Source organism: Paenarthrobacter sp. 10L420 (assembly GCF_056395385.1).
Genome location: NZ_JBFTJK010000016.1, coordinates 56,464 through 79,087, shown reverse-complemented (window position 1 = coordinate 79,087; position 22,624 = coordinate 56,464). Strand labels below are relative to the sequence as shown.

Below are 22,624 nucleotides of genomic sequence, written 5' to 3'. Positions count from 1 at the left end.
GGTTACTCATTTCTTGAAAGGTGTAATGCCCTTGCAGGCGGATTGAAGGTGTCTCAGGCGGGACTTGGCACGCTGATGCCGTGCGAAGCCGCAGGCGCCGCGGCGCGGAACCTGCCCGGACCGGCTGTGTATTCGGATCCGTCGGGGAAGAGGATCCGGGCGGTCGTCTCTGCCGGGATGTCGGCGTCGATGCGGAGCTCGTCGCCGTCGAGCTGCCAGTGGAGGCTGATGGTGCCGTTGGGTGTTTCATGAGAGCCCCTGGCCCACGTAACCGACGGTCCGGGCGTGGGGGCAATGATGATGGAGTGCCAGGCCACTGAGTCCTCGGCCTGGCGCAATCCAAGGGTGTGCTCGTGCAGGAACCGGAGCACTGTTGCCTTGCTGTAATGGTTCAGCGAATCATGGGCGTCGCCCTTGTTGTCGATTCCTTCCCACGATTCCCAAATCGTGGTGGCGCCCTTGTCCACCATGTACAGCCACGACGGCGCCGTGCGCTGAAGAAGCAGTTCATAGGCGACGTCGGCCCTGCCGGCTTCAACCAGAACCGGGAGCAGGTAGCCCGTAGAGAGAAACCCCGTTCCCAGATGCGTGTCTGCGGAGCGGATGAGTTCCACTAGCCGTTCCGCGGCACGTTCGCGGGATTCCCTAGGAAGCAGGCCGAACGCGAGGGCCCGGACGTAGCTTGCCTGGGTGTCGGCGTTGGTTGTTCCGTCGGGACGCAGATATGCTGCACGCCAAGCATCGCGGACAGCATCGGAAACCTCCTCAAACTCTCTCGCCTCCGCGGATCGTCCGAGGACGCGGGCAATCCGGGCGAGCGTTGCGGCCGAGCGGTAAAGATAGGCCGTACCTACCTCGCCCTTGTCTTCCATGAACCAGGCCATGGGATTGTCTTGGACGGGATCGATCAGGCGTCCGTCGGCGTCGCGTTCCTTGGGTTCCGTCCACTCGCCCCAATGGAAAGTGCCATCCCACAGATACTGCTCGTAGGGCTCAGGCTCCGGGGATGCCTTTGCCCGTGCATGATGCCGCGTTGTGCGCGCCATCTCCAGCGCCCACCGGACCCAGCGGAGCATCGCATCCCAATTCTCGGCGAGGACGGCTTCATCTCCGTAGGCCTCGTACAGCTCCCACGGAACAGTGACGATCGCATCTCCCCACCCGGCAGACCCCGTCATCATGGCGAACTGATCGTCCAAGTGGTTCTTGATGCCACGGCCGTCAGGGGAGAAGTTCGTAATGCGCCCATCGGCAAGCTGGTCGTCGCGCACCGACCTCAACCATTTCCGACTGAACCCGAGTACATCGTTCAAGCGCGTTGCTGTGGAGATAAACACCTGATAGTCACCGCTCCACGCCAGGCGTTCGCGGGTTGGACAGTCTGTAGGAACATCCACCGCATTTCCCAGGAAGCTCCACTGCCCGATGTTGTGAAGTTGGTTGAGATCCTCATTGCTGCACGCGAATTCACCTGTACCGCGGAGATCACTGTGCACAATCTGCATGCTGAGCTTGGACGGGTCCAGGCTTGCTCCGTCGCGGGTGATGCGCGCGTACTGGAAACCGTGGACAGTGTGGCGGGGTTCAAAGACTTGGCCTAGCGCGCCCGCAGTTACTTCGTCGCGCTGGGAGAAGAGCCTGGCTGGTTCTCCTGGCCGGTGCGAATCCAGGTGTGAAGTTGAGAGGTCGCCATCGCCGTCAACGTGCTCACCGTATTCGATCACCGTATGCGTTCCTTCCGGCCCGAGATCCTCGAGGCGGAGCCATCCGGAGGCGTTCTGGCCGAAGTCCGCAATCCACACGCCGGGCCTAAGCTCGTCAAAGCTTGCGGGCGTCCGCGATTCGATGACCCGCACTGACGGAGCGGGCGACCAGTCAATGCCGGGGGCATCCACCACGTTGAGCAGGACTTTCGACGGCGGTGCGGCCGGGGCGGTAAAGTCCACCGTTTGTCCGTCCATAAGGTCCGCACGTGTCGTGGTTGAAGGCGTGCTGGTCCAGTCGCCATCCGTCACGATGATCTGATGGGATCCATCGACGCGTTCGATGTGCAGTTCCGCGCGGGCACCCAACGTGGTTCCCCAATCGGCGGGGTAGTGGAACGCGCCCACCTGCCCGCGGTACCAGCCGTCGGAAAGTTCAATGGCCAGCCTGTTGAGTCCGGGGGCCAGCGAGGACGTCACGTCCGACGCCTGGGCGTAGAGAGTATGGTCGTACGACGTCGACCCGGGGGACAGTTCCGCGGTCCCGGCCCGTTCTCCGTTGATCGCCGCGGTGTAGACACCAAGGGCTGTGGCGTAGAGACGGGCCGCCTTAACCTCCGCGTCCACCATGAATTCTGTGGCCAAAACATGGGCGGGCCGCTGGCCGTATGGCTTGTCCTTTTGCTCGACCGGGGAAACCCAGGAAGCCGTCCAGTCGCCGTCGAGAAGACCTGTTTCAAAAGCAGACCACGCCGACCATTCGGCCATCTCTGCTGCAACCCGTACGCGCCAGGTGACACGCTGCCGGCTGCGGAGTTCCTGCCATGGCCATGAAACGTAAAGGCGGCTGGCCGTCGTCGAGGTCGGCTGCGCCACGCCGTCGACCGTTGCTTCCAGCTCGTAAGCCGTCGCCGCAACGTCGGCGGGAATCTTCCACGAGAGCCTCGGAGAGGGGCCTGTGACGGGAAACTGGTCTCCACCGCTGTCCACGATGAGGTCATAGGGCGCTTCGCCCATAGTTTTTCTTCTTTCTTCTGCCGATGCGGGCATTATCGAATGGACTTGACCTTGAGCGCGATCACGAGCCCACCGATCAGCGCCAGTACAGCGCCTGAGAGATACAGGAAGGTGTAGTTCTTGTCCGCTCCAGTGATGCCGATGGTGATGATCACGGAGGCGACCAGGGGGGCCACGGCGCTTGGGATCTTCTGGGCGAAGGCAACCACCGCCATGTACCGTGCCGTTTCGGTGCGGTTGGGCAGAATCGCGAAGACGATGGCCTGGTCTACCGTCGCGAATACGGCGATGGCAGTCTGCATGAGAATTGCGCCGATGATCAGCTGGGGGAGCGACCATGCGAAGGCTTCAGCCAAGGCTCCACCCACAAAGAGAACTGCGGCAATGATCACAAACAAGCGGCGTCGCTTGAGCTTGTCGGAAAGGAAGCCACCCAGCAGTGCACCGGCCGCAGCAGCCACCACGCCGAGCATTCCAATGGTCGCCACAACGCCGGCCACTTCCCTCACGGGGAGCCCGAGACGCTGGGCGTAGAAGAACGTGCCGAAAGTGGTGTTGAAATACAGGCCCATGAAGAAGACGAAACGGCCCAGCCAGTTCCATGCAAAGTCCGGATATTTACGGATACTGAATCCGTAGCTTGCGATCACCGAACGGAAGGTGACCCGGTTGTCCACGGTAATGTTCTGTGAACTTCCTTCCGGCTTGATGAGCGGGAAGAGTGCCAGGAGGACGGCGCCGATCACGCCCGGGACGACGAACACCAGGAAAGTGTTCGAAGAAACTGCGTAGGCAACACCAATGCCCAGGACGGGAGCAATCTGCGTCATGAGTCCCGTCAGTGCCGAGACGCGGCCGCGCTGGCCTTCCGGCAACTTGTCAGCCATCAGATTCTGGATTGCAGCACCGGAAATGGACCAGCCGGCCATTCCAAGGACCCACCCTGCACCCACCAACAGGAGGTCCGGGGCGAGACCCATAACCACCAACCCCGCCAGGCCAATGCCTGTGCCCAGGAAGATGAACGGAGCCCTGCGGCCGAAGCGGGACCGCGTGCGGTCGCTCCAGATGCCGATTATCGGGCTGACGACCAGGTAGATGCCCTGCGCTGTCCCTGTGATGAAGCCGAGCATCTGTTCCTGGCCGGGAGCAAGTTCGGTGATCCGAACGGCAATGCCGTAGGAGAGTGGCACCATCATTGCGATTGATGCCCCGAAGCTGGCCAGCATCAGCCACAGAATGTAGCCCTTGCTCACGGGGGTCTGGGGCTCTTCCACGAGGCCAGGTTGTTCGACGGGGCCAACTGGCAGATGACTGCCCGGCGATGGTTCGGCGGCTGCAATGCCACCGGCGAGACGTGGAGCCCCGTGCTTATCAGTAGTCACCAATGACTCCTCTATAAAGGTAGTTGGTCGCCTGCGGCATCGCAGGCGAGGACTGGACGACGGTAAGGTCGGGTACCAGTAAAGGTAACCACAATGGTTACTATTCGTGAATAGTAGTCACAGTGGTTACAATTGACAAGACCCAACGCAAAAAAGAGATTTCCGTTCATGAGAGAAGGCCGTTCGTGACTACCACTTCTGAGCAGGAAACCGGGAAGAAAGTCAGCTCCGGCAGGCGCGGCCCGTATGCCACAACACCGGCTCGTCGGGCGGAGATTGTACGCGCGGCTTCGGCCAGCTTTGCTGAACACGGCTATGAGCGGGCCAGCCTCAGGGATATCGCTGCACGGGCGAACGTCACCCACGCGGCACTGCTTCGCCACTTCGCCACCAAGGATGATCTTCTCCTTGCCGCACTTGCGGAGCGGGACACCGACGACGCCGAGCTGGCCAGGCGCATTGTGCAATCCAAGGTGCCCCGGGAGTTGGTGTTGAGCAGTGTTCTTAAAGAGGAATTTGCACGCCCTGAGCACATGCGAAATTGGCTGTCTATCACGATCGCAGCTACCAACCCCGAGCATCCCGCCCATGACTTCTTCATCGCGCGCCGTGAGCGAATGCGCGACTACTTCACCAGCAAGCGACTGGCCACTGCCCAGGACAGTGAGGAGCTCACTGCTGATGACAAGGTCACCATGGTGATGGCGATGATCGACGGACTCCGGATTCAATTCCTTCTTGACCCCCATCGGAAAACACTGCATCTGCTGGAGACGCTCATGCGGTTCATCGACACGCCGCCGGAAGAGGCATAACTAGCCACCAGTAGCGACCCCTCTTTCCAGGGCGTTCCGCAACGTTCCTACCGGCGCTTTGCTGCCCTCAGGCGTTGCTGCGCAGCTCGCGACTTACAGCCCGCAGGCCGGTTTCAAGTGCCCGGAGCTCGTCTACCGAAAGCCCGGCAAGGACTTCTCCGCCAAGCTCGGGGCGTGCGGCCATGAGTTCACGAACAACGGAACGGCCCAGGTCGGTTGCGTATATCCGCCGGACCCTCTGGTCTTCAGGGTCGAGGGACCTGGTGACCAGTCCTGCGGCCTCAAGGCGATCGACAAGTTTGGACATGGAAGCCATGGAGACGCCGAATGTTTCGACCAGCCCGACGCCGGTCGCTCCAGGCTCCGTGGTGACCACAACAGACAGGACTTTCAATTGTTGGATTGTCAGGTCAGTTGTCAGAAGCGGCTGAAGGACGCGGGGGATGGAGCGGATGGTGATGGCGATAGCCAAAGCGTCAATGCTCTTTTGTACCGCATCCCTGTCGTGTGATTCCGCCATGACACCAAGATATCCCGGGACTTCGCTTTGCCGAATTGCTTAGCTTCAGGCTAAGCTTTTTTCGTAAGTCGACCCGTAGTCGTGTCGACGCGTACAGGAAGCATCTGTGGGCTATTTCCCCGGACCTGGATCGCGGGCGCACATTGGGGGCGTTCGCGTAAACGTGCGCATGGCGCAGAAGCGAAGCGAGGACGATCCATGAGTCAAACGAAAACGGAACGGCTTGATATCGAAGCGCTCCGGGCCAAGTACCGCGCCGAGCGCGACAGGCGGATCCGGCCAGAGGGCCTCGGACAGTATCAAAGTGCAGCCGGTGAGTTCGGCTACTACGCGAAGGATCCCTATACCGAGCCGATCGATCGGGACCCACAGACGGATTTCGTGGAAGTACTCGTCATCGGCGCCGGCTTTGGCGGGCTGCTCGCGGCCGCCAAGCTTCGGGAGACGGGCGTGCAGTCCATTCGAATGATGGACGAGGCGGGCGACGTAGGTGGCACTTGGTATTGGAACCGATATCCGGGAATCCACTGCGATATCGAATCGTACGTGTACATGCCGCTGCTCGAAGAGGTCGGCTACGTGCCCAAATGGCGCTATGCCCCCGGTGAGGAGATCAGGCAGCACGCCATCGCGGTTGCCAAGCGTTTTGATCTGTATCGGGACACGCTGTTTCAAACCAGGGCAACAGCCCTGACCTGGGATGAAGCAGCCGAGGTGTGGATTGTCGAGACCGATCGCGAGGACCGGTTCCGAGCACGCTTCGTTATCACGTCCTCGGGATCACTCACACAGCCCAAGCTGCCGGGCATCCCGGGCATCGAGACTTTTCGAGGGCATACGTTCCACACCAGTCGCTGGGATTATGCGTACACCGGTGGATCTTCCGAGGGCGGCTTGGCCGGACTGGCCGGAAAGCGGGTCGCCATCGTTGGCACCGGGGCCACGGGCGTTCAGGTCATCCCGCATCTCGGTCGTGATTCGGAGCAGCTTTACGTGTTTCAACGGACGCCGTCCACCATCGGTGTGCGTGATAATCGCCTGACGGACCCAACCTGGGAAGCGTCACTTGAGCCAGGGTGGCAGCGCGAACGCATGGAAAACTTCCTTTCGGTGCTTGCGGGGGAACCGGTAGAGGGAAGCCTCATCACGGACGGGTGGACGGAAACCATCCAGTTGCAGCGCAAGATCCTCTCCGGTGCGGTCGACACCACCCTCACGCCGGCGGAACGTGAATTGCGGGACGAACTTGCCGACTTCGAGACGATGGGCCGGATTCGCTCTCGCGTGGACGAGATCGTCCATGACTCCGGGACGGCCGAGCTCCTCAAGCCGTGGTATCGGTACATGTGCAAGCGCCCGTGCTTCAGTGACACCTACCTTCAGACATTCAACCGACCCAACGTGACGCTCGTGGACACCGCAGACTTTGGAGGCATCACCCGTCTCACTGAGACCGCCATCGTCGTCGGCGAGACCCACTACGAAGTGGACTGCATCATCTTCGCTACCGGCTTCGACGTAGGCGTCTCTGGAGTGCTCTCCGGAACCCTGCCCGTCCGGGGGCGCGGCGGCCGCTCATTGCTGGAAGCATGGGCGGGGGGACTGCGCACCTTGCATGGCTTCTACAGCCATGGATTCCCCAACCTGTTTCATCTGGGAGCCCTGCAGAACGCGAACTCCGTCAACTTCGTGCACATCCTTCAGGAGCAAGCGGAGCACATTGCGGCCGTCATCTCACGGGGACGTGCCGCCGGCGTGCAAGTCATCGAACCCACTCCCGAATCCGAGGCCGCCTGGGTCAGGACCGTCGTCGAGACGGCGTCCGACAACAGCGCCTTCCAGGCAGAGTGCACCCCGGGCTACTACAACGGCGAGGGAACCCGCGCCATCACGGGTTCTTCGTTTAGCCCCGGTCCTGTAGCCTTCCACCGCATCCTTCGGGATTGGCGCGAAGGTGACATGAGCGACGTCCTTGCCCCTGCAAGACCCTGGACTGAAGTATGAAGCGGTCGCGCGGACAGAGATCCAACGCGTCAGTTGTCCCGGCGGCAGTTGCGATCACCGTTGCACTGTCCAGCTGCACTGCGGCTACCCCTTCCTCGACTACTGAGGCCCCTGTCCCATCCAAAGGGATGGCAACGGAGCTCCTTCAGGCAACGTCGGTCCACGAAGCCACCGGGATGACGTTACTGGAAGGGCCCACACTGGGGCCGGATGGAGACCTGTACATCGTGGACGTAACCGCACCGGCAGGATCCCCAAAGGTCATGGCAATCGATCCGGGGTCCCGCGAAAAGCGGTCCGTCTACACAGACGACACGAGCGCATTTACCTCCGCCCAATTCAGCCCCCTCGACGGACGCCTGTATCTGACGGACTTCCTCGGCTCCATCGTGAGCATCACGCCGGACGGCAAAGATCCACGTGTCTTCTTCGCTGGTCCGATAGCCGGGGCACCCATGAATCCGGACGACATCAGTTTCGACGAAGCTGGAAACCTCTACATCACAGATTCAACCGGGGCCCAGGACCCGTACTGGAAGCCACAAGGACGTCTGGTTCGAATCGATGGTCGAACAGCGGAGGCAACGGTCCTGGCCTACGGGTTGCCTGCCCCCAACGGGCTCGCCTTTACGCCTGGCTTCGATGGGCTGTGGGTCAGTCACAACACAGCGAACCGGATCGACTACATCCGGCTAAACGAAGACGGGCGTGAAGTGAAGACCGCACACCCCGCGATTCACGTGAACCACCGATGCCTACGTAACGGTCAGCGGAAAAGAAGGCGGATGGATTTATAGGTTTCGGTCTCTTGCTGGGGGGATCAGGCAGTCAAATGGCGGGTAGGGCTACATGAGGTGTGAAACCTTCTGCTGAGTGGGCCGATTCTTAGCGCCTCAGCGGGCTTCGCCGCGCAGGGGAGCCGAGGCGAACTCCCGCATTCCCTCCTCAAAGTTGATAGTTGGAGTCCAGCCAAGCTCGGATTTTATGAGTTCCGAGGACGCTGCGATGTGCCGGACGTCGCCTGATCTGTACTGGCCGGTGACCACCGGTGCCGGCCCGTGGCTCAAAGCACTTAAGGTTTTGGCGACGTCGCCTATCGTGTGGGCTTGGTCGGCGCCCACGTTGTAGGCGCGGAAACATCCTTCCTGGCTTTGGGGAAGGGACTGAAGGGCGGCGATATTTGCGCTCGCTACGTCGCGAACGTGAATGAAGCTGCGGCGCTGGCCGCCGTCTTCGAAGACCAGGGGCGCCTCTCCGCGGGCCAACGCTGAACGGAACAGCGACGCCACGCCGGCGTAGGGCGTGTCCCGCGGCATCCTGGGCCCGTACACGTTGTGGTAGCGCAGCGCTATCGCGTTGCCTCCCGTGCTTCGTGCCCACGAGGCGGCGAGGTGTTCCTGGCACACCTTGGAGGCGGCGTAGACGTTCCGCGGGTCAAGGGGTGCCTCCTCCGTGACCAAGGCAGGTTCGAGTGGCGTGCCGGAGTCAGGACTACGTGGCTCGAAAATGCCCGCCCTTAAATCAGCTTCGGCACGCGGACCCGGCCTGACGGGACGCCCGGTGGAGGGGTCCGTGTAGGCGCCCTCCCCGTAAACCACCATGGACGATGCCAGCACGAGCCGCTGGATTGTGTGCCGTTCCATTGCGGACAAGAGGACGGCCGTGGCGTAGTCGTTATTGCGGATGTAGTCCGGCGCATCGGCGAAGCTGACACCCAGCCCCACTTTGGCACTTTGGTGGCAGACGGACTCGATGCCCTTCAGGGCACGGTCCACGGTAGCGGGATCAGTGACATCTCCCATGATCAATTCCACACGCGGGTCCACCGGTGGCGGGCTGGAATGGAGGGCGGGGTCCAGGGAGTCCAGGATCCGGACCTCCCACCCCTTGTCCAAGGCGGCATCCACGATATGCGAACCAATGAAACCTGCCCCACCGGTCACCAGGATTTTCACAGGGCGGACACCGCCTGCCTGGCTACGGGGAGGGCCATGATTCGTTCAACAGCGGTGGGATTCATCAATTGCCGGGGAACGTAGTTGTCCCCAATCGAAGCAATGGTGGCTTCAAGCACGGAAAGAATACTGGCTTGGGCGTCCTTAATGCGTGCGAATACGGCCTCGGCGGTCACCGGCTCCGAGCCATCGTGGCCTGTATCCGAGTCCGTGACGAACGCCAGGTTGCCGAAGCCCATGTTGAGTTCGGCGGCAAGAACCGGCTCAGGGTATTGGGTCATGCTGATGATGTCGGCACCGCCGGCCACATACCAGGCCGATTCCGCTTTCGTCGAGAAGCGGGGGCCGTTGACCACCACCACAGTTCCCTGCGGTGCAAACTTCACCGGGCGGGCGGCCAGCGCGCTGGTCAGGTGTGAGCGCAATGTGGGGCAGAACGGCTCTGAGCCTGGCAGGTGCTGTACTCCGGCGGGGGCCATACCCTCAATCACCGTACCGTCGAAGAAGGTATCGGCCCGGCCCCAGGTCCTGTCGATCAATTGGTCGGTGACCACAAACGTCTCCGGTCCGTAGCCCTCCCGCAAGCCGCCAACCGCTGACGAGGACATCACCGCTTGCACGCCGAGGCTCTTCAGCGCCCACATGTTGGCCCGGTAGTTGATTTTCTGGGGTGGCAGTGAGTGGCTCCCGCCGTGGCGGGGAAGGAAGGCAACGGTCCGTCCGGCGACCTCCGCCAACGTCACAGCGGACGACGGCGGCCCGTAGGGAGTTTCGACGTCGAGCGTCGCCTTGATAGTGGCCCGGGGAAGGCGGTAAGTTCCGGAGCCTCCGATGATGGCGATGCGGGCGCGGGTTGTTCCGGGGGTTTGTGGCATGGTTGTCATCCTGTCATTCGTGCGGAAGGGTCTGTTCAAGCTCGTGACGGCGCCGCAGCCACGCAGCGGCCATGAGTACGGCGGCAGCGGCAAGCAGGGCGCTTTGATTGATGGGAATGCTGTATTGCCCGGGTTTGGGCACCATGTAGATAAAGCCCAAGGCCAGGATTACTGCCAGGTACTCCCACTTGCGGCTGAGCATGATGAACGGCAGCAGCATCAAGGAGTACCACGGGTAGTTGGGGCTGACGATCAGCAGCGTGAGGCCGATCATCACGGTTTGTTGGGGCCACATCGAACTCCCATTTGACCGCTTCAGCACCAGGAGAGCCACGATGGCCAACACTGCCGCACTCAGGACCGCGGGCCATATGCCCACAGACACGAGTTGGGCGAGGCCGAACCTGATGCCGCCGCCCTGGCTGTACCCCTCTTCTTTGAGGTACCCAGGCAGGAAGCCCAGGACGGCCGGCCCGGCAACCACCAGGTACGGAACGTAGAGAGCCAGGAACGTTGCCACCGCGGCTGCGACGAACCGGACAGGCCGGCGAAACAGGAGAGCCGGCGCTGCGATAACCGGTATGAACTTTGTGGCCACAGCGGCACCGAAAGCCACCCCGGATCCAAGCGGTTTTCCGGCCACGAGAAACATACCGGCAAGCAGGAGCAGGGCGGCGCCCAGCACATCCACGTGGGCGTTGTTAACGGCCTCCAGCATGACCAATGGACTCCAGGCCCACACGACGGCCAATTGCAAGGGCATCTTCCGCCTGTCCAACACGCGCAACAGCATGAGTGTCACGGCCGAGCTGATGAGGAGGCCACCAAGCTGCAAGGGAAGATAGCCAAGCGAGTCCGGAACGGCAGCTCGCACGCCCAGGAAGTAGAGTTCGGCGGTTGGTGGATAGATGGTGGGTGCGTTCGGGCGGTTGATCGCAGTACAAAGTGGGTCCCCTGAAGGAAACCCCGTCGCCGCTACGGACTCCGTGCCGAACAGCTCCGGGGGGCATGCCGGACTTCCGCCGGCCCCGGCGGCACCAGGGGCAAAAAGCCAGTCCGGCCGAATGTTGCTGAGGGTTTCGTCAATTGGCACGTAGGAGTACGGGGAAACTCCTGCTTTTTGGACGATGCCGTCCCAGGCATACCGGGCTGAATCATTACTGGTCCGCGGCGGGGCGCTTACTGCCACCAGTCCCAAAAGGAGCGAGCCTGCCATGATCACCGCGCCCAACCGGCGCCGCGGGACATTTCCCAGGAGCTTAACCACCATCAGGAGCGCCAACCACCAGAGGCACGATCCTACGAACGGCGCAGAGTCAACGGGGTTCCCGGGCCACACCATCCACCACAGCAAAGCCGCGCAAGCAAGGAACACCGCCGGAAGGGCGATGACGAGCTTGGTTCGGCGGGATCCATCCAGCTCGTGTGCAGTGGGGGTCACCCTAACGATCCTGCCGCATGCCGAATGCTATTTGGGGCACTTCCGAACCCCACGGGCGAGGCTTCCGGGAATCGTAAGATCTGGGGCAACCCCCCAAGCACGGTTTGGTGGTGTGATCGAGCTATGGAAAAGTTCACCAACGCCTTGGCAAGCAAGTTTGCTTCGCCGACGCGCAGCACGCGGCTGACCGTAGTGCTGGGGCGATGGCTGGGCGTCACCTTTACTGTCTGTTTCCTGACCGGCCTCCTGAGTCACGGCTTGCAGAACCCGCCGGGATGGATGTTTTTCCCTACCCAACCGGTTTGGATCTATCAACTGTCCCAAGGCTTGCATGTGACAGCAGGAATCGCGTCCATCCCGCTGCTCCTGGCGAAACTGTGGTCTGTCTATCCCGAACTGCTGAAATGGCCCCCCATCAGGTCCTTCCCGCATGCGCTGGAGCGGGGCACTATTGCCTTATTCATCGCCTCGTCACTCATCCAACTCACTACCGGCCTGATCAATACTTACAAGTGGTATCCCTGGCCCTTCCCTTTCCGCGAAACGCACTACTGGCTGGCATGGGTCATCTGGGGATCGCTGCTGCTGCACATCGCGGTCAAACTCCCCCCAATCCTCGAACATTGGAGCCGACGCCCGGAATCCGCCGCCAGTGCCCAGAAAGCGGCCCAGGACGAAGCCGGCCCGGCACCCGGGCGATGGTCGCGGCGCAGCTTTCTTACCGCCGTCGGGACAACAACCGGAGCGGTAGTGCTGACGACGGCGGGACAGTCGTTTTCCTGGCTGGACCCGCTTAATCTCTTCGCACCCAGGAACATGGGGACTGGGCCACAGTCGGTACCGGTGAACCGCACGGCGGCCGAAGCGAAGGTGACCGACCTTGCCCGCGCAGCTGATTGGATCCTGACCGTCACGTACGCGGGCATCAGCAGGCCGTTCACGCTGGCGGATCTCCAAGGCCTGCCACAGCATGAGCACGAACTCCCCATTGCCTGTGTGGAGGGCTGGAGCCAAACTGCCACGTGGCGCGGAGTCCGGGTCCGGGATCTCGTGGGCGCGGTAGGAGGCCCTCCTTCCGCCGAACTGCGGGTCACTAGCCTGGAACCGGAAGGCGCCTACAGGACCATGCTGATGCCCGCCGCCTATGTCCAGGACGAGCAGACTTTGGTGGCGCTGGAATTGAACGGCCAAATCCTGGATCTGGACCATGGCTATCCGGCCCGGATCATCGCGCCAGGGCGCCCGGGCGTCCTGCAAACCAAATGGCTGAGTTCAATGGAGGTGCTGTGAAGGACACGGTGAAATCCAACGGAGGAACGCCGGCAACTACACGAACGGCGTGGGCTGTTCGCTTTATGCTGGGAGCGGCGGGGCTGGCCCTCATGGGCTATGGAGCCATGGGCTTTCCCACTCAGCTGGGACCGTCGCAGCTTCTGGGGCTGTTGGTGTGGATGGCCGCCGCCATCCTGATTCATGATGGCCTCATCGTCCCGCTGTCCACTCTGGCAGGTTTTGGCCTTCGGCGCTCAGGATCCAGGCTTCGTCCCGCGTCTGCGGCCGTGATGCGCGGATCCCTCATGGCCGGCGCCGTGGTAACCCTCATCGTTGGTGTGTTGCTGAAAGCGCAGACTGTGGCTCGAAGCACCAGCGCCCTCGAAGGCGATTATGCCATCAACCTGATGTGGTTCTGGGCTGTCCTGCTCACCGTGGCATCGGGCCTGATCTATACGATCGAACGCGGGTACCGGCGCGGTTCCAGCCGTGGGACGAGCCGGTAGAAGACGCGGCCTTGAACATGCTGTTTGGCTGATACCGTCCAACCTGAGGACTTTGTCCGCGACTCCAGTCCTGTGCTGCCCGTTCGGGCCCAGCCGAAGGCGTCGCTCCGGTTTCCCTCCTCATCCTCAATGACGGCCGTATAGGAAGTATCCAGATCCATGTCAGCTTCCACCTCGACCATGAGGACCCCGGTGGGAGCGACCAGTTGCCGGCAGCGGCGAAGCAACGAGCTGATGCTCCCGCCGATGCCGATGTTGCCATCCAGCAACAGCAGGCTCTGCCACTGACCCGTGTGCGGTACCGCAGCGAAAACGGACTGTTGAATGGCGCGGCCACCCTGCCCCCTCGCCCGGCTGACCGCCTCGGAACTGGTGTCGATGCCGAGGGCGGACATCCCCACTGAGCGTGCTGCCGCCAGCATCCGCCCCGGTCCACACCCAACATCCAAGAGCGGCCCCTGAAGGCTGCACAGTAAGGATCTCTCCAACAAATTCGCGTCGGAACACCAGGAGCTGACATCAAATTGGACGGGCCCTGCCATGGCTGGGTTGGTCTCGGGCCGCAGGGTCAGCGTCCCTGATCCCGTCCTCAGTGCACGGGCATATGGCTCGCTGTCTCCCTCGCCGAAGTGGGTTGTGGGCGCTGTTATTGTTCCCGTCATGGCAACGTGTTCCTGAGACCGGTAACTGCCCCGGCAAAAGCGCTCCCGGGAATTTCGGCGGCAATATGTACGGCGTCGTGGAGGAAATCCATGTCCCGCAATTCCGGAAGCATTCCCACGGAAAGGCCTGCGGAAGTCAACCGGGCGAGCTGTTCCTCCCCGGTGGTATCTCTCGACATTCGCACCCCACGGATCAACGCAGCACGGGGGTTGGCCAGGGCAAGTGCCCAGAAGCCACCGTCTGCGGCCGGGCCAAACCAGGCCGCATGTTGTCTGTTTTCCGTTGCCCAGTCACGGAACACGGCGGCCAGATGGTCCGAAGAGAACTGGGGCGTGTCCATCCCGACGATGAGCAAGGGTCCAGTCACGGCATCGCAGACAGCGGCCAACCGTTCATCCAACCCTCCGGAGGCTTGCGGCAACACGACAAAGTCCTTGGCATCGGAAGCTGATGGCGTTCCGTCCATAACCAGCCACCGCTCCCTCACGGGCAGGTGCCGGACCGTGTCCAGCGTTTGGCTTAGGCTGACCTGCGCCAGCATGGCTGCTTCCCTCGGCGACAACGGAGGACTCAACCGGGTTTTCACCTTCCCGGGGAGGCATTCCTTGGCGATGACGGCAATGGTGAGATCCCAGATCGCGCTCATCTGGTTTGTTCCTTGGATGGGGCCCCGTGGGGCTGCGCCGCTGCGACGGCCTCCTTGAGTTGGGCGGACATGTCTTTCACAGCGGTCAGCGTTCCCTTCAGGGTGCCTGTGACTTTGGACTTCCCGGTCCTGGGCAAATAGCCAACAGGAAGCTCCATGATCTGCCATCCGCGGAGGCTTGCTTTGAGGAACATTTCCAGCGGGTAGCCGCTTCGCCGGTCCTCCAACCCCAGGGACAGCAGACTGGTGCGGCGGGCAATACGCAACGGCCCAAGGTCCGTCACCCGGTGTCCGGTCAGGCGCCGCAGCCGCCACGCCAAGGCCTTGTTGGCCAGGCGCGCGTGGAGGGGCCAGGATCCTCGTCGAGGTCGCCGGCTGCCGAGCACCAGATCGGCTTTGCCCTCCAGGATCGGCGCCAGGAGCCTCGGCAGCTGGGCCGGGTCAAGTGATCCGTCGCAGTCGCAGAAGGCGACAAAGTCGGCTGTTGCTGCGAGGAGCCCTGCGTGGGCAGCCGCTCCGAAACCCTGACGGGGCTCCGTGATGACCTTCGCGCCGAGCCTGGCCGCCGTTTCGGCCGAACCATCCGTGGATCCGTTGTCGACGACGATGGCACGAAATCCCGACGGAAGCCTTGACAGTACCCACGGTAGGGCGCCGACCTCATTCAAACAGGGGAGAACTACATCAACGTGTGGCTCTGTCGCTTCAAACATGCTCCAAGGCTACGGATCATGGACCGCCTGAAGGCGGCTAAATCCTTACGGTATGTGGACGGAAAATTGCTGGGGTCCTCATCTGAGGTGCGGCGGCACTTCCACAATGTTCAAGCCACCGAATTCCTCAACAGCCTGCACCGCATGCGACCCACATCAGGGCTAAAGGTCACAGAGGTTCGATCGGGGCTGGGGACTAAGCCGGCGGCCTGTTGTTTCCAGGATCCCGACGTCGTGGCAGACTCCTGCTATGACTGCAGTCGCGCCTGGGGCTGCATCGGCGTTTTCCTCCAAGAGAGCCGGGTCTTGTCTGCAATACGACTGCCACGAACGGAACGGACCTGACGTGACCTCTGTTGATGGTCGGGAGAAGAGCTTCCTTCAGCTTCCCGTTGTGGGCGCGGCCAGATTGGACGCTGATCAGGTCCTGAACCAGCTTGATTCGGGCATGACAGGACTATCGGATCAGGAATCCGCGTCCCGACTAGCCATAGTGGGGCCCAACGCTGTCCTGTCACATAAGGCCAACGGTTGGGCCGTGCTTGGACGTCAGCTCGCCAGCCCAATCCTGATCTTGCTGCTCGTCACAGCATCCGTATCGATGTTCTTGGGGGACGTGGCCAACTCGATAGTGATTGGTGCAATTCTGCTGGCCAGCGTTGGTCTGGGTTTCAGCAGTGAATTCCGGGCTGAACGTGCATCGGAAGCCCTGCACTCACAGATCACCCATCAGGCTTTGGTACTTCGGGATGGCAGGACCCTTCCAGTGGACGTGACGGACATCGTCCCTGGCGATATCGTTCAGCTGGGACTGGGAACAATCATTCCTGCGGACATTCGGCTGCTGGAAACGAACAATCTGCTGTGCGATGAGAGCATTCTCACGGGGGAGTCCCTACCGGCGTTGAAAGACCCGTCTCCCGCAGTGGATAACGCAGCCCTGGGAGATCTGGCATCGTGCGCGTTTATGGGCACGGTCGTACACTCCGGCGGTGGAACCGGCGTGGTGGTGGCCACCGGGAGCGGCACCGAATTTGGCCGCATCGCCTCCGGACTGGGAGAACGTCAGCCGCAGACGGAGTTCCAGATCGGGCTTAGGCGTTTCTCATTCCTCCTGCTGCAGGTCGCCATCGGCCTGACCACCTTGATTTTCATAGCCAACCTGCTGCTCCAACGACCGATCATCGAATCCCTGCTGTTCTCACTGGCCATCGCCGTCGGTATCACTCCCCAACTTCTCCCGGCTGTCGTCAGCACCAGTTTGGCCACCGGCACACGGTTGCTGGCCAAACGGAAGGTACTCGTCAAACGGCTCGTCTGCATCGAAGACCTGGGCGACATGGACATCCTGGTCACCGACAAGACCGGCACGCTGACAGAAGGCAGGATCAGTTTCACCGACACGCTTCCAGCGACCTCGCCGATTTCAAAGGATTATCTGCTCACATTGGGGTTGCTGTCCACGGAGTCGGATTACACCACTGCCAAGTATTCAACTGCCGGACAGAACCCACTGGATGCCGCCCTTTGGGCCAGCCCTCAAGCGGCCAAGCTTGACCCTGAACGTTTTAAACGCCTGGACCTGATCAGCTTTGACCACGAACGTCGGCGTACCACCGTGCTGGTCCAAGAAAACGCAGGCCGGAGGCTGCTGATCACCAAGGGCGCCCCGGAAGAAGTCCTCACCCTCTGCGGGCCGCCACCACCCGCGGTGCTGGCCACGCTGAATGAACAGTTCCAGGCAGGATCCCGGGTCGTGGCGGTCGCCTACAGTGAGGTCCCAGGACTGGTCGAAGTTACTGAAGCCGACGAACACGACCTCACCTTCGCGGGCTTTCTGATCTTCCTGGACCAGCCCAAAGCCAATGTAAAAGCGTCACTGGACCAGCTGGAAGCCCTGCAGATCACGGTAAAGATTGCCACTGGAGACAATGCCAAGGTAGCCGAGAAAGTTTGTGCCGACATCGGCGTGCTGTCCGGGGGCACGCTCACAGGGGCCGACATCGAAGGGATGTCGGATGCGGAACTTGTTCCCGCAGCCCACACGGCCTCAATTTTTGCCCGCGTTTCGCCGGAACAAAAAGCACGAATCATCACTGCTCTGCGTCAGAGCGGCGGCTCCGTGGGGTTCCTGGGAGATGGGGTAAACGACGCCCTGGCCCTACACAAAGCCGACATAGGCATCTCGGTGGATACGGCCACCGACGTCGCCAAGGATGCGGCCGACGTCATCTTGCTCGACAAAGACCTCGGCGTCCTTGCCGATGGCGTCAGGGAGGGCCGCCGGATCTTCGCGAACACGATCAAATACGTCCTGATGGGAACATCAAGCAATTTCGGAAACATGTTCAGTGCCGCGACTGCCTCAGTGGTGTTGAGCTTCCTGCCCATGCTCCCGGGCCAGATCCTGCTCAATAACCTGCTCTATGACGCCGGTCAACTGGCCATTCCCAGCGACAGAGTCGACAACGAACAACTCCGTGCCCCTGCCCACTGGAATATCGCCTTCATCCGACGATTCATGTTCCTCTTCGGGCCCATCAGCTCAATCTTTGACTTCGCCACCTTCGCCCTGATGCTGACAGTGTTCCATGCTGTGCCCGGGGAGTTCCGTGCCGGATGGTTTATCGAATCAATCGCCACCCAAACCCTGATCATCTTCGTCATCCGGACCCGCAAGGTGCCGTTCCTTCGCAGCAGGCCCTCGGCCGGGCTCGTCGTCGCGTCCTTGACGGTAGTCGCCGTCGGGGTGGCCTTGCCCCTGTCACCGATAGGACCGTGGTTAGGTTTCGATCCACTACCGGCACCGTTCTTCCTGGCCCTCCTGGGCATGGTTATCGTCTACCTGATACTGGTCGAGATAGCCAAAAAATGGTTCTTCTCCCGGGCCAAGCAACAATCCCTTGCCGCAGCGTTACCTATTCCCCGGCGTCGGGCAAGCCACCACATCAGCAGGCGGGCCTCCCGCTTCAGCATCGCCGCAAAACTATCCGGGCCAGTAGAGAAAACCCCCGGCCCCTGAGAAGCCCCCGTCAAGCCCAATAAATCCTGGACCAGTTCGTCCAGAAGTCCGCCAACCTGGGCTGGCTGCGTCCCGATCCGTTAGCTCTTGGACTGGAAGGCGCGTCTGCTGGCCCGGTCCATCTCAGGGAGCGGTTTCGGGCGAATGGACGACGACGACGGGACAGTGGGCGTGAGCTACGACTGCCGAACTCACTGAACCCAGAAGGAGGCCACCAAAGCCACCATGTCCGCGGCGGCCGACGACGACGAGTGCTGCATGCTGGCTGCCCTCCACCAAGGCAGCCCTTGCTGAGCCTTGGACAAGTCGTGTGCTGACGTTGTTTGGCAGATGGGCTCCGAATGCCTCCTCAAGGGCGTCCTTCACGTGCCGCTCTGCATCATGGGCGAAGCCATCGATGCCCATCGCCAGATATCCTTCGTATCCGAGCGGAAGCTCCCAACAGCCCCACGCCTCCAAGGGCGCATTGAGGGCCATCGCCAGGTGTTGGCCTTGGCGCAGCGCCTCCACTGACGCCTTGGACCCATCGACGCCAACGATGATCTTGCTGGGGTTCAAGCGACCGGCCATCATGGACTCCTCTTGGTTGAACGCGCGTTCATGAAGAGAGTCGCCCAGTAGGTGCCGCAGCCCATCAGCATGAAGCCCGTTATGCCGAGCACTGGGTCCCCCATCGCCACTCCGGCCAGCAGCAAACCGAGTCCCGCCAGGCCAACAAAGGCACCCCGGAGGGCATGCTTCCAGCGGATTCGTCCAAGATCTTCCAGGCTCATTAGGGTGGCCAGCTTGGGATCCTCTTCTTCGAGACCCCGAGCAATCTTGTCCAATGCCAGCTTTTCAAAGTTGGAGAGTTCCACGGCTTTGCCTCCTGCTCTCCTGTCAAGCATGGGCGGCCGTCATGTAATGAAACAGGGCCAAAAGTCACAGTGGTCACAACATAGCCGCGTGTATTGGGCATCATCCCGGTCTCATTGTTGCGGGTGTGGGGTCGAAGGTCATGCCCTGGAGGTGTTCGGGCCCTTGCCCCCGGATCTGTACCCGTAATCCGACGACTCACCTAGACTCGGGAGAGGCAGTCCATAGCAGTTCAGGGAGGCAAAGGCCTATGGGTACGGATCACCCTTGGCGCTCCCCGCTGAAGGGGCGCGTTGAAACACTCCTCCGCGAGTTCGTGCAGCGTGCGGATGAGATGATCCATGCACAGGAACAAATGAACGGGTTGCTCTCAGCGGTAATTTCCATTGCCGAGAACCTCAGCCTGGAAGCTGTCCTGGACCGGGTCGTCAGGTCGGCATGCGAATTGGTTGACGCCCGATACGGAGCTCTTGGTGTCATCGGAGAGGATCAGCAGCTCAGCCACTTCATTACGGTCGGCATGGATGAGGACGCCATTGGATCCATCGGCGATCTTCCCACCGGGCATGGTGTCCTGGGACACCTGATCCGCGAACCCGAACCACTCCGTCTTCACGATCTCACCGCTCACCCAATGGCTGTGGGCTTCCCGGCAAACCACCCTCCCATGAAGTCGTTTCTCGGAGTACCAATTCGGGTCCGAGATATTGTTTTTGGCAACCTGTACCTCACCGAGAAGCGGGACGGGAAGGACTTCAGCCAAGATGATCAGGAGCTTGCCATCGCACTGGCGGCAGCAGCCGGCGTCGCCATCCAAAATGCGCGCCTGTTCGACGAAAGCAATCGCCGGCAGCGATGGTTGGAAGCGGGTATGGAGCTTGGCAGCCGCCTCATTGCAAGCAAGCCCGACGACGACTCCGGCAACCTGGATCTTGTGGCGGAGGCGGCCGTCCGTGCTTCCGGCTCCATCCTCGGTGTCGTTGCCATGCCAACGCCTGGAGGAGAGGTCCGTTGCAGATCGGCGGTCGGAGTGCAGGGCTTGAACACGGGCCAGCAACTGCCGGGCTCCGAAGTAGTAGCATCAGTGCTTGCCACTGGCGACTCCCGCCTCGTGCAGGATGCTACCCAAGTTCTCGGTCCCGAGGTTTCGGAGAAGCTGGGCACTGTGTTGATAGCGGCCCTGGGCCACAGGGGGAGGGGAAACGGAGTTCTGCTGATGGCCCGGGCCGTTGGCGGCCCGGCCTATACCCGTTCTGATCTGGAATCCAGTGCGTTGTTTGGCAGCAGGATCGGCCTCGCACTGGATCTTGCGGAAGTAAGCGCTCTCCGTGAGCAGGCCTTGTTGCTCTCAGACAGGGAGCGCATAGCCCGCGACCTTCATGACCTGGTCATTCAGCGTATATTTGCGGCCGGCTTAGGAACGCAGAACTTGAAGCGATTCCTGGTGGAACCTGCAGCCGTTGAGCGGATGATGCACGTCACGTCGGAATTGGATGACACCATCCGCACTCTTAGAAAGACAATCGAAGACCTCCGTTCCGAGGAATCGCCGCCCATGCAATAGGCCTCTCCGTGACTTTGGACCCTGTCTAAGGACGCTCCCCAGCGCCATTCTGGAGGGATCGAAGCTTTCATTTGGCAGGAGAAGTCATGGACAAAGTCGGCTCAACGGGAGAAATCATTGTCGGAGTCGATGGCTCCGATGCGTCCATAGCTGCACTCCAAGAAGCCCAATTGTTGGCGAAGCCCTTGGGCGCTGACGTGATTGCCACGGCTTTCTGGGAATATCCCGCCGTGTACGAGGGCTATGTGGCGATGGGCATCACCGGTTTTGAGGAAGCCGCCGGGCGAATCCTGAAGCAGTCCGTGGAAACGGCCTTCGGCCCGACCCAGCCCGACAACGTCCATTCCCGCCTTGTTCAGGGTCATCCCAGACAAGGACTGATCGAAGCGAGCCGGAAGGCAGACATGATTGTTGTGGGGCGACGTGGACACGGTGGTTTCGGTGGGATGCTGCTGGGATCAGTCACCTCAGCGTGCGTAGCTCATGCCCACTGTCCGGTTCTCGTGGTCCACGTACGTGAGGACCACTCGAACGAAGCCAATAAAGGGTGACCATGATGGAAATCTTGGTGGTCTACGAAACAATGTACGGAAATACCCGCAGGGTAGCTGAAGCAATTGCCAGCGGCTTTGATGGCGAGCCAGGGGCCAGAGCGGTTCCCGTTGCCGAAGTCGTCGCCGATGACTTGGATAATTGTGCCCTGCTGATCGTCGGAGGACCAACGCAGCAGGCCCTGGGAGCCACTGGGCTCCAGGCCTGCTGCTCGCTACTTACTTGGAATGCTTGACCGGCTGGATCCTGGTGATGATTGTGGGGCACGGCAGTTTGGTAAGGACTGCGTGGGCCGTAGATCCCATGAGTAGACGTTTGAAGCCGCCACGGCCCCTGCTGCCGACGACCAGGAGGCTGGCTGTTGCGGCGGCATTTACCAGCGCCTCGGCAGGACGCATGTGGGTCTCCAAGTTCTGGTGCACAACAAGATCCGGATATTTATCCGCCAAGCCCGCGACCGTTTCCGCAAGAACCACCCGTTCCTCCTCGGTCACGAGTTCAAAGAAATTGCCGTGGGGCACTCCACGATCTACCCATGGATCCGGTGTCCGGAAAGCGTGCAGGACGGTTAGCTCCTGGCCTTCACGGTCTGCCTCTGCGGCAGCAAATGCCACGGCCTGAGTGGACTCTTCGGAACCATCGACTCCGACCAGAACGCCGCGTCGACTGGTCATATCATGTTCACCGATCACAGCTACGGGGCACTTCGCCACTGCGGCAACCTGTAGCGCACGGTCCGCGAGGGATCCGCCTGACCAACTATGGCCGGAACCAATAACCACCATCGATGCCGTTTTTGACCTCTTGCGCAGGGCGTACCCGGCTCCTCCCGAGACGAGATCCGTGCTGATTTTGACCGTTGGCTCGATTTTTTCGGCCCGGTCTTTGGCAGTAGCAAGGAATTTTTCACCGGATTCCCGGATCCACTCGTTATAGCCAATGGCATCGTAGGCCCAACGATCATCCACAGCGTGTACCAGGAGAACAGGTAATTTGAGGGCAGCGGCCCTTTGCACGGCCCATCGGCTCGCGGCCTCACTACTGGGTGAATCGCTGACACCGACGACAATTGCTTCCTTCATGACTGCTCCAGTTCTAGTTCGATGGTCCCCGGAT

21 protein-coding genes are annotated in these 22,624 nt (G+C 61.3%); 9 read left to right on the top strand and 12 right to left on the bottom strand.

Annotated features, from left to right (window positions below):
• Positions 1-53: 53 nt before the first annotated feature.
• Both AC1DD5_RS20080 and AC1DD5_RS20075 read right to left on the bottom strand, forming a co-directional pair.
• Entirely contained in the window at positions 54-2,720 is a 2,667-nt protein-coding gene (locus AC1DD5_RS20080; protein ID WP_477522546.1) for a family 78 glycoside hydrolase catalytic domain, read from the bottom strand.
• A 32-nt stretch (positions 2,721-2,752) separates the two neighbouring features.
• The gene (locus AC1DD5_RS20075; RefSeq protein ID WP_477522545.1) at positions 2,753-4,105 is read right to left on the bottom strand and encodes an MFS transporter; all 1,353 of its coding nucleotides are present in this window, start codon (positions 4,103-4,105) and stop codon (positions 2,753-2,755) included.
• Between the two features lie 185 nt (positions 4,106-4,290).
• On the opposite strand from AC1DD5_RS20075, the gene AC1DD5_RS20070 reads away from it, so the two are divergent.
• Positions 4,291-4,920, top strand: a complete 630-nt coding sequence (locus tag AC1DD5_RS20070) for a TetR/AcrR family transcriptional regulator (protein ID WP_477522544.1) — start codon at positions 4,291-4,293, stop codon at positions 4,918-4,920.
• Between the two features lie 67 nt (positions 4,921-4,987).
• Here the strand turns inward: AC1DD5_RS20070 and AC1DD5_RS20065 are convergent, their stop codons facing one another.
• The gene (locus AC1DD5_RS20065) at positions 4,988-5,440 is read right to left on the bottom strand and encodes a MarR family winged helix-turn-helix transcriptional regulator (RefSeq protein ID WP_477522543.1); all 453 of its coding nucleotides are present in this window, start codon (positions 5,438-5,440) and stop codon (positions 4,988-4,990) included.
• A 198-nt stretch (positions 5,441-5,638) separates the two neighbouring features.
• Between AC1DD5_RS20065 and AC1DD5_RS20060 the strand changes: the two genes are divergently transcribed.
• Complete coding sequence (locus AC1DD5_RS20060; RefSeq protein ID WP_477522542.1) at positions 5,639-7,444, top strand: flavin-containing monooxygenase; 1,806 nt, start codon at positions 5,639-5,641, stop codon at positions 7,442-7,444.
• Positions 7,441-8,241 carry an SMP-30/gluconolactonase/LRE family protein gene (locus AC1DD5_RS20055; RefSeq protein ID WP_477522541.1) on the top strand — a complete coding sequence of 267 codons (801 nt, stop codon included), beginning with the start codon at positions 7,441-7,443 and terminating at the stop codon, positions 8,239-8,241. Before AC1DD5_RS20060 ends, AC1DD5_RS20055 begins: the two co-directional genes overlap by 4 nt.
• Positions 8,242-8,337: 96 nt before the next feature.
• Here the strand turns inward: AC1DD5_RS20055 and AC1DD5_RS20050 are convergent, their stop codons facing one another.
• From AC1DD5_RS20050 to AC1DD5_RS20040, 3 genes are read right to left on the bottom strand one after another with little or no spacing between them, the layout of a single operon-like run.
• On the bottom strand, positions 8,338-9,399 hold the full coding sequence (locus AC1DD5_RS20050; RefSeq protein ID WP_477522540.1) for an NAD-dependent epimerase/dehydratase family protein: 1,062 nt from the start codon (positions 9,397-9,399) through the stop codon (positions 8,338-8,340).
• Positions 9,396-10,274, bottom strand: a complete 879-nt coding sequence (locus tag AC1DD5_RS20045; protein WP_477522539.1) for an MTAP family purine nucleoside phosphorylase — start codon at positions 10,272-10,274, stop codon at positions 9,396-9,398. The genes AC1DD5_RS20050 and AC1DD5_RS20045 overlap by 4 nt, the downstream gene beginning before the upstream one ends.
• Before the next feature lie 13 nt (positions 10,275-10,287).
• Complete coding sequence (locus AC1DD5_RS20040) at positions 10,288-11,715, bottom strand: glycosyltransferase 87 family protein (protein ID WP_477522538.1); 1,428 nt, start codon at positions 11,713-11,715, stop codon at positions 10,288-10,290.
• A gap of 123 nt (positions 11,716-11,838) precedes the next feature.
• Between AC1DD5_RS20040 and AC1DD5_RS20035 the strand changes: the two genes are divergently transcribed.
• Positions 11,839-13,005, top strand: coding sequence for a molybdopterin-dependent oxidoreductase (locus tag AC1DD5_RS20035; RefSeq protein ID WP_477522537.1), 1,167 nt, complete (start codon positions 11,839-11,841; stop codon positions 13,003-13,005).
• The gene (locus AC1DD5_RS20030) at positions 13,002-13,493 is read left to right on the top strand and encodes a hypothetical protein (protein ID WP_477522536.1); all 492 of its coding nucleotides are present in this window, start codon (positions 13,002-13,004) and stop codon (positions 13,491-13,493) included. Before AC1DD5_RS20035 ends, AC1DD5_RS20030 begins: the two co-directional genes overlap by 4 nt.
• Here the strand turns inward: AC1DD5_RS20030 and AC1DD5_RS20025 are convergent.
• From AC1DD5_RS20025 to AC1DD5_RS20015, 3 genes are all read right to left on the bottom strand, one after another.
• Complete coding sequence (locus AC1DD5_RS20025; RefSeq protein WP_477522567.1) at positions 13,439-14,035, bottom strand: class I SAM-dependent methyltransferase; 597 nt, start codon at positions 14,033-14,035, stop codon at positions 13,439-13,441. The genes AC1DD5_RS20030 and AC1DD5_RS20025 overlap by 55 nt on opposite strands.
• Positions 14,036-14,151: 116 nt before the next feature.
• A complete protein-coding gene (locus tag AC1DD5_RS20020; RefSeq protein WP_477522535.1) occupies positions 14,152-14,802 on the bottom strand; it encodes a TIGR04282 family arsenosugar biosynthesis glycosyltransferase in 651 nt (216 codons plus the stop codon).
• The gene (locus AC1DD5_RS20015; RefSeq protein WP_477522534.1) at positions 14,799-15,515 is read right to left on the bottom strand and encodes a glycosyltransferase family 2 protein; all 717 of its coding nucleotides are present in this window, start codon (positions 15,513-15,515) and stop codon (positions 14,799-14,801) included. The genes AC1DD5_RS20020 and AC1DD5_RS20015 overlap by 4 nt, the downstream gene beginning before the upstream one ends.
• A 346-nt stretch (positions 15,516-15,861) precedes the next feature.
• Here AC1DD5_RS20015 and mgtA point away from each other — a divergent pair, with 346 nt between their 5' ends.
• On the top strand, positions 15,862-18,537 hold the full coding sequence (gene mgtA, locus AC1DD5_RS20010) for a magnesium-translocating P-type ATPase (protein WP_477522533.1): 2,676 nt from the start codon (positions 15,862-15,864) through the stop codon (positions 18,535-18,537).
• Positions 18,538-18,660: 123 nt separating this feature from the next.
• Here the strand turns inward: mgtA and AC1DD5_RS20005 are convergent, their stop codons facing one another.
• Together AC1DD5_RS20005 and AC1DD5_RS20000 are read right to left on the bottom strand one after the other, a co-directional pair.
• Positions 18,661-19,107, bottom strand: a complete 447-nt coding sequence (locus AC1DD5_RS20005; RefSeq protein WP_477522566.1) for a universal stress protein — start codon at positions 19,105-19,107, stop codon at positions 18,661-18,663.
• Positions 19,107-19,394 (bottom strand): DUF3040 domain-containing protein, encoded by a 288-nt coding sequence (locus tag AC1DD5_RS20000; RefSeq protein WP_477522532.1) that lies wholly within the window; start codon positions 19,392-19,394, stop codon positions 19,107-19,109. The genes AC1DD5_RS20005 and AC1DD5_RS20000 overlap by 1 nt, the downstream gene beginning before the upstream one ends.
• A gap of 248 nt (positions 19,395-19,642) precedes the next feature.
• On the opposite strand from AC1DD5_RS20000, the gene AC1DD5_RS19995 reads away from it, so the two are divergent.
• The 3 genes from AC1DD5_RS19995 to AC1DD5_RS19985 all read left to right on the top strand — a co-directional run bounded on the left by AC1DD5_RS19995 (position 19,643) and on the right by AC1DD5_RS19985 (position 21,743).
• Positions 19,643-20,956: a GAF domain-containing protein gene (locus AC1DD5_RS19995; protein ID WP_477522531.1), complete on the top strand. Its 1,314-nt coding sequence runs from the start codon at positions 19,643-19,645 to the stop codon at positions 20,954-20,956.
• Between the two features lie 86 nt (positions 20,957-21,042).
• Complete coding sequence (locus tag AC1DD5_RS19990; protein WP_477522530.1) at positions 21,043-21,507, top strand: universal stress protein; 465 nt, start codon at positions 21,043-21,045, stop codon at positions 21,505-21,507.
• A 2-nt stretch (positions 21,508-21,509) separates the two neighbouring features.
• Positions 21,510-21,743, top strand: coding sequence for a flavodoxin family protein (locus AC1DD5_RS19985; RefSeq protein ID WP_477522529.1), 234 nt, complete (start codon positions 21,510-21,512; stop codon positions 21,741-21,743).
• Here AC1DD5_RS19985 and AC1DD5_RS19980 read toward each other — a convergent pair.
• Positions 21,727-22,590, bottom strand: a complete 864-nt coding sequence (locus AC1DD5_RS19980; protein WP_477522528.1) for a universal stress protein — start codon at positions 22,588-22,590, stop codon at positions 21,727-21,729. The genes AC1DD5_RS19985 and AC1DD5_RS19980 overlap by 17 nt on opposite strands.
• Between the last annotated feature and the right edge of the window lie 34 nt (positions 22,591-22,624).

What these genes read in the sequence shown, in the direction of transcription:
- AC1DD5_RS19990 (WP_477522530.1), top strand. Translation starts at nt 21,043, where the DNA reads ATGGACAAAGTCGGCTCAACGGGAGAAATCATTGTCGGAGTCGATGGC.
- AC1DD5_RS19985 (WP_477522529.1), top strand. Translation starts at nt 21,510, where the DNA reads ATGATGGAAATCTTGGTGGTCTACGAAACAATGTACGGAAATACCCGC.
- AC1DD5_RS20055 (WP_477522541.1), top strand. Translation starts at nt 7,441, where the DNA reads ATGAAGCGGTCGCGCGGACAGAGATCCAACGCGTCAGTTGTCCCGGCG.
- AC1DD5_RS20045 (WP_477522539.1), bottom strand. Translation starts at nt 10,274, where the DNA reads ATGCCACAAACCCCCGGAACAACCCGCGCCCGCATCGCCATCATCGGA.
- AC1DD5_RS20060 (WP_477522542.1), top strand. Translation starts at nt 5,639, where the DNA reads ATGAGTCAAACGAAAACGGAACGGCTTGATATCGAAGCGCTCCGGGCC.
- AC1DD5_RS20025 (WP_477522567.1), bottom strand. Translation starts at nt 14,035, where the DNA reads ATGGCAGGGCCCGTCCAATTTGATGTCAGCTCCTGGTGTTCCGACGCG.
- AC1DD5_RS19980 (WP_477522528.1), bottom strand. Translation starts at nt 22,590, where the DNA reads ATGAAGGAAGCAATTGTCGTCGGTGTCAGCGATTCACCCAGTAGTGAG.
- AC1DD5_RS20035 (WP_477522537.1), top strand. Translation starts at nt 11,839, where the DNA reads ATGGAAAAGTTCACCAACGCCTTGGCAAGCAAGTTTGCTTCGCCGACG.
- AC1DD5_RS20065 (WP_477522543.1), bottom strand. Translation starts at nt 5,440, where the DNA reads ATGGCGGAATCACACGACAGGGATGCGGTACAAAAGAGCATTGACGCT.
- AC1DD5_RS19995 (WP_477522531.1), top strand. Translation starts at nt 19,643, where the DNA reads ATGGGTACGGATCACCCTTGGCGCTCCCCGCTGAAGGGGCGCGTTGAA.
- AC1DD5_RS20005 (WP_477522566.1), bottom strand. Translation starts at nt 19,107, where the DNA reads ATGGCCGGTCGCTTGAACCCCAGCAAGATCATCGTTGGCGTCGATGGG.
- AC1DD5_RS20015 (WP_477522534.1), bottom strand. Translation starts at nt 15,515, where the DNA reads ATGTTTGAAGCGACAGAGCCACACGTTGATGTAGTTCTCCCCTGTTTG.
- AC1DD5_RS20080 (WP_477522546.1), bottom strand. Translation starts at nt 2,720, where the DNA reads ATGGGCGAAGCGCCCTATGACCTCATCGTGGACAGCGGTGGAGACCAG.
- AC1DD5_RS20020 (WP_477522535.1), bottom strand. Translation starts at nt 14,802, where the DNA reads ATGAGCGCGATCTGGGATCTCACCATTGCCGTCATCGCCAAGGAATGC.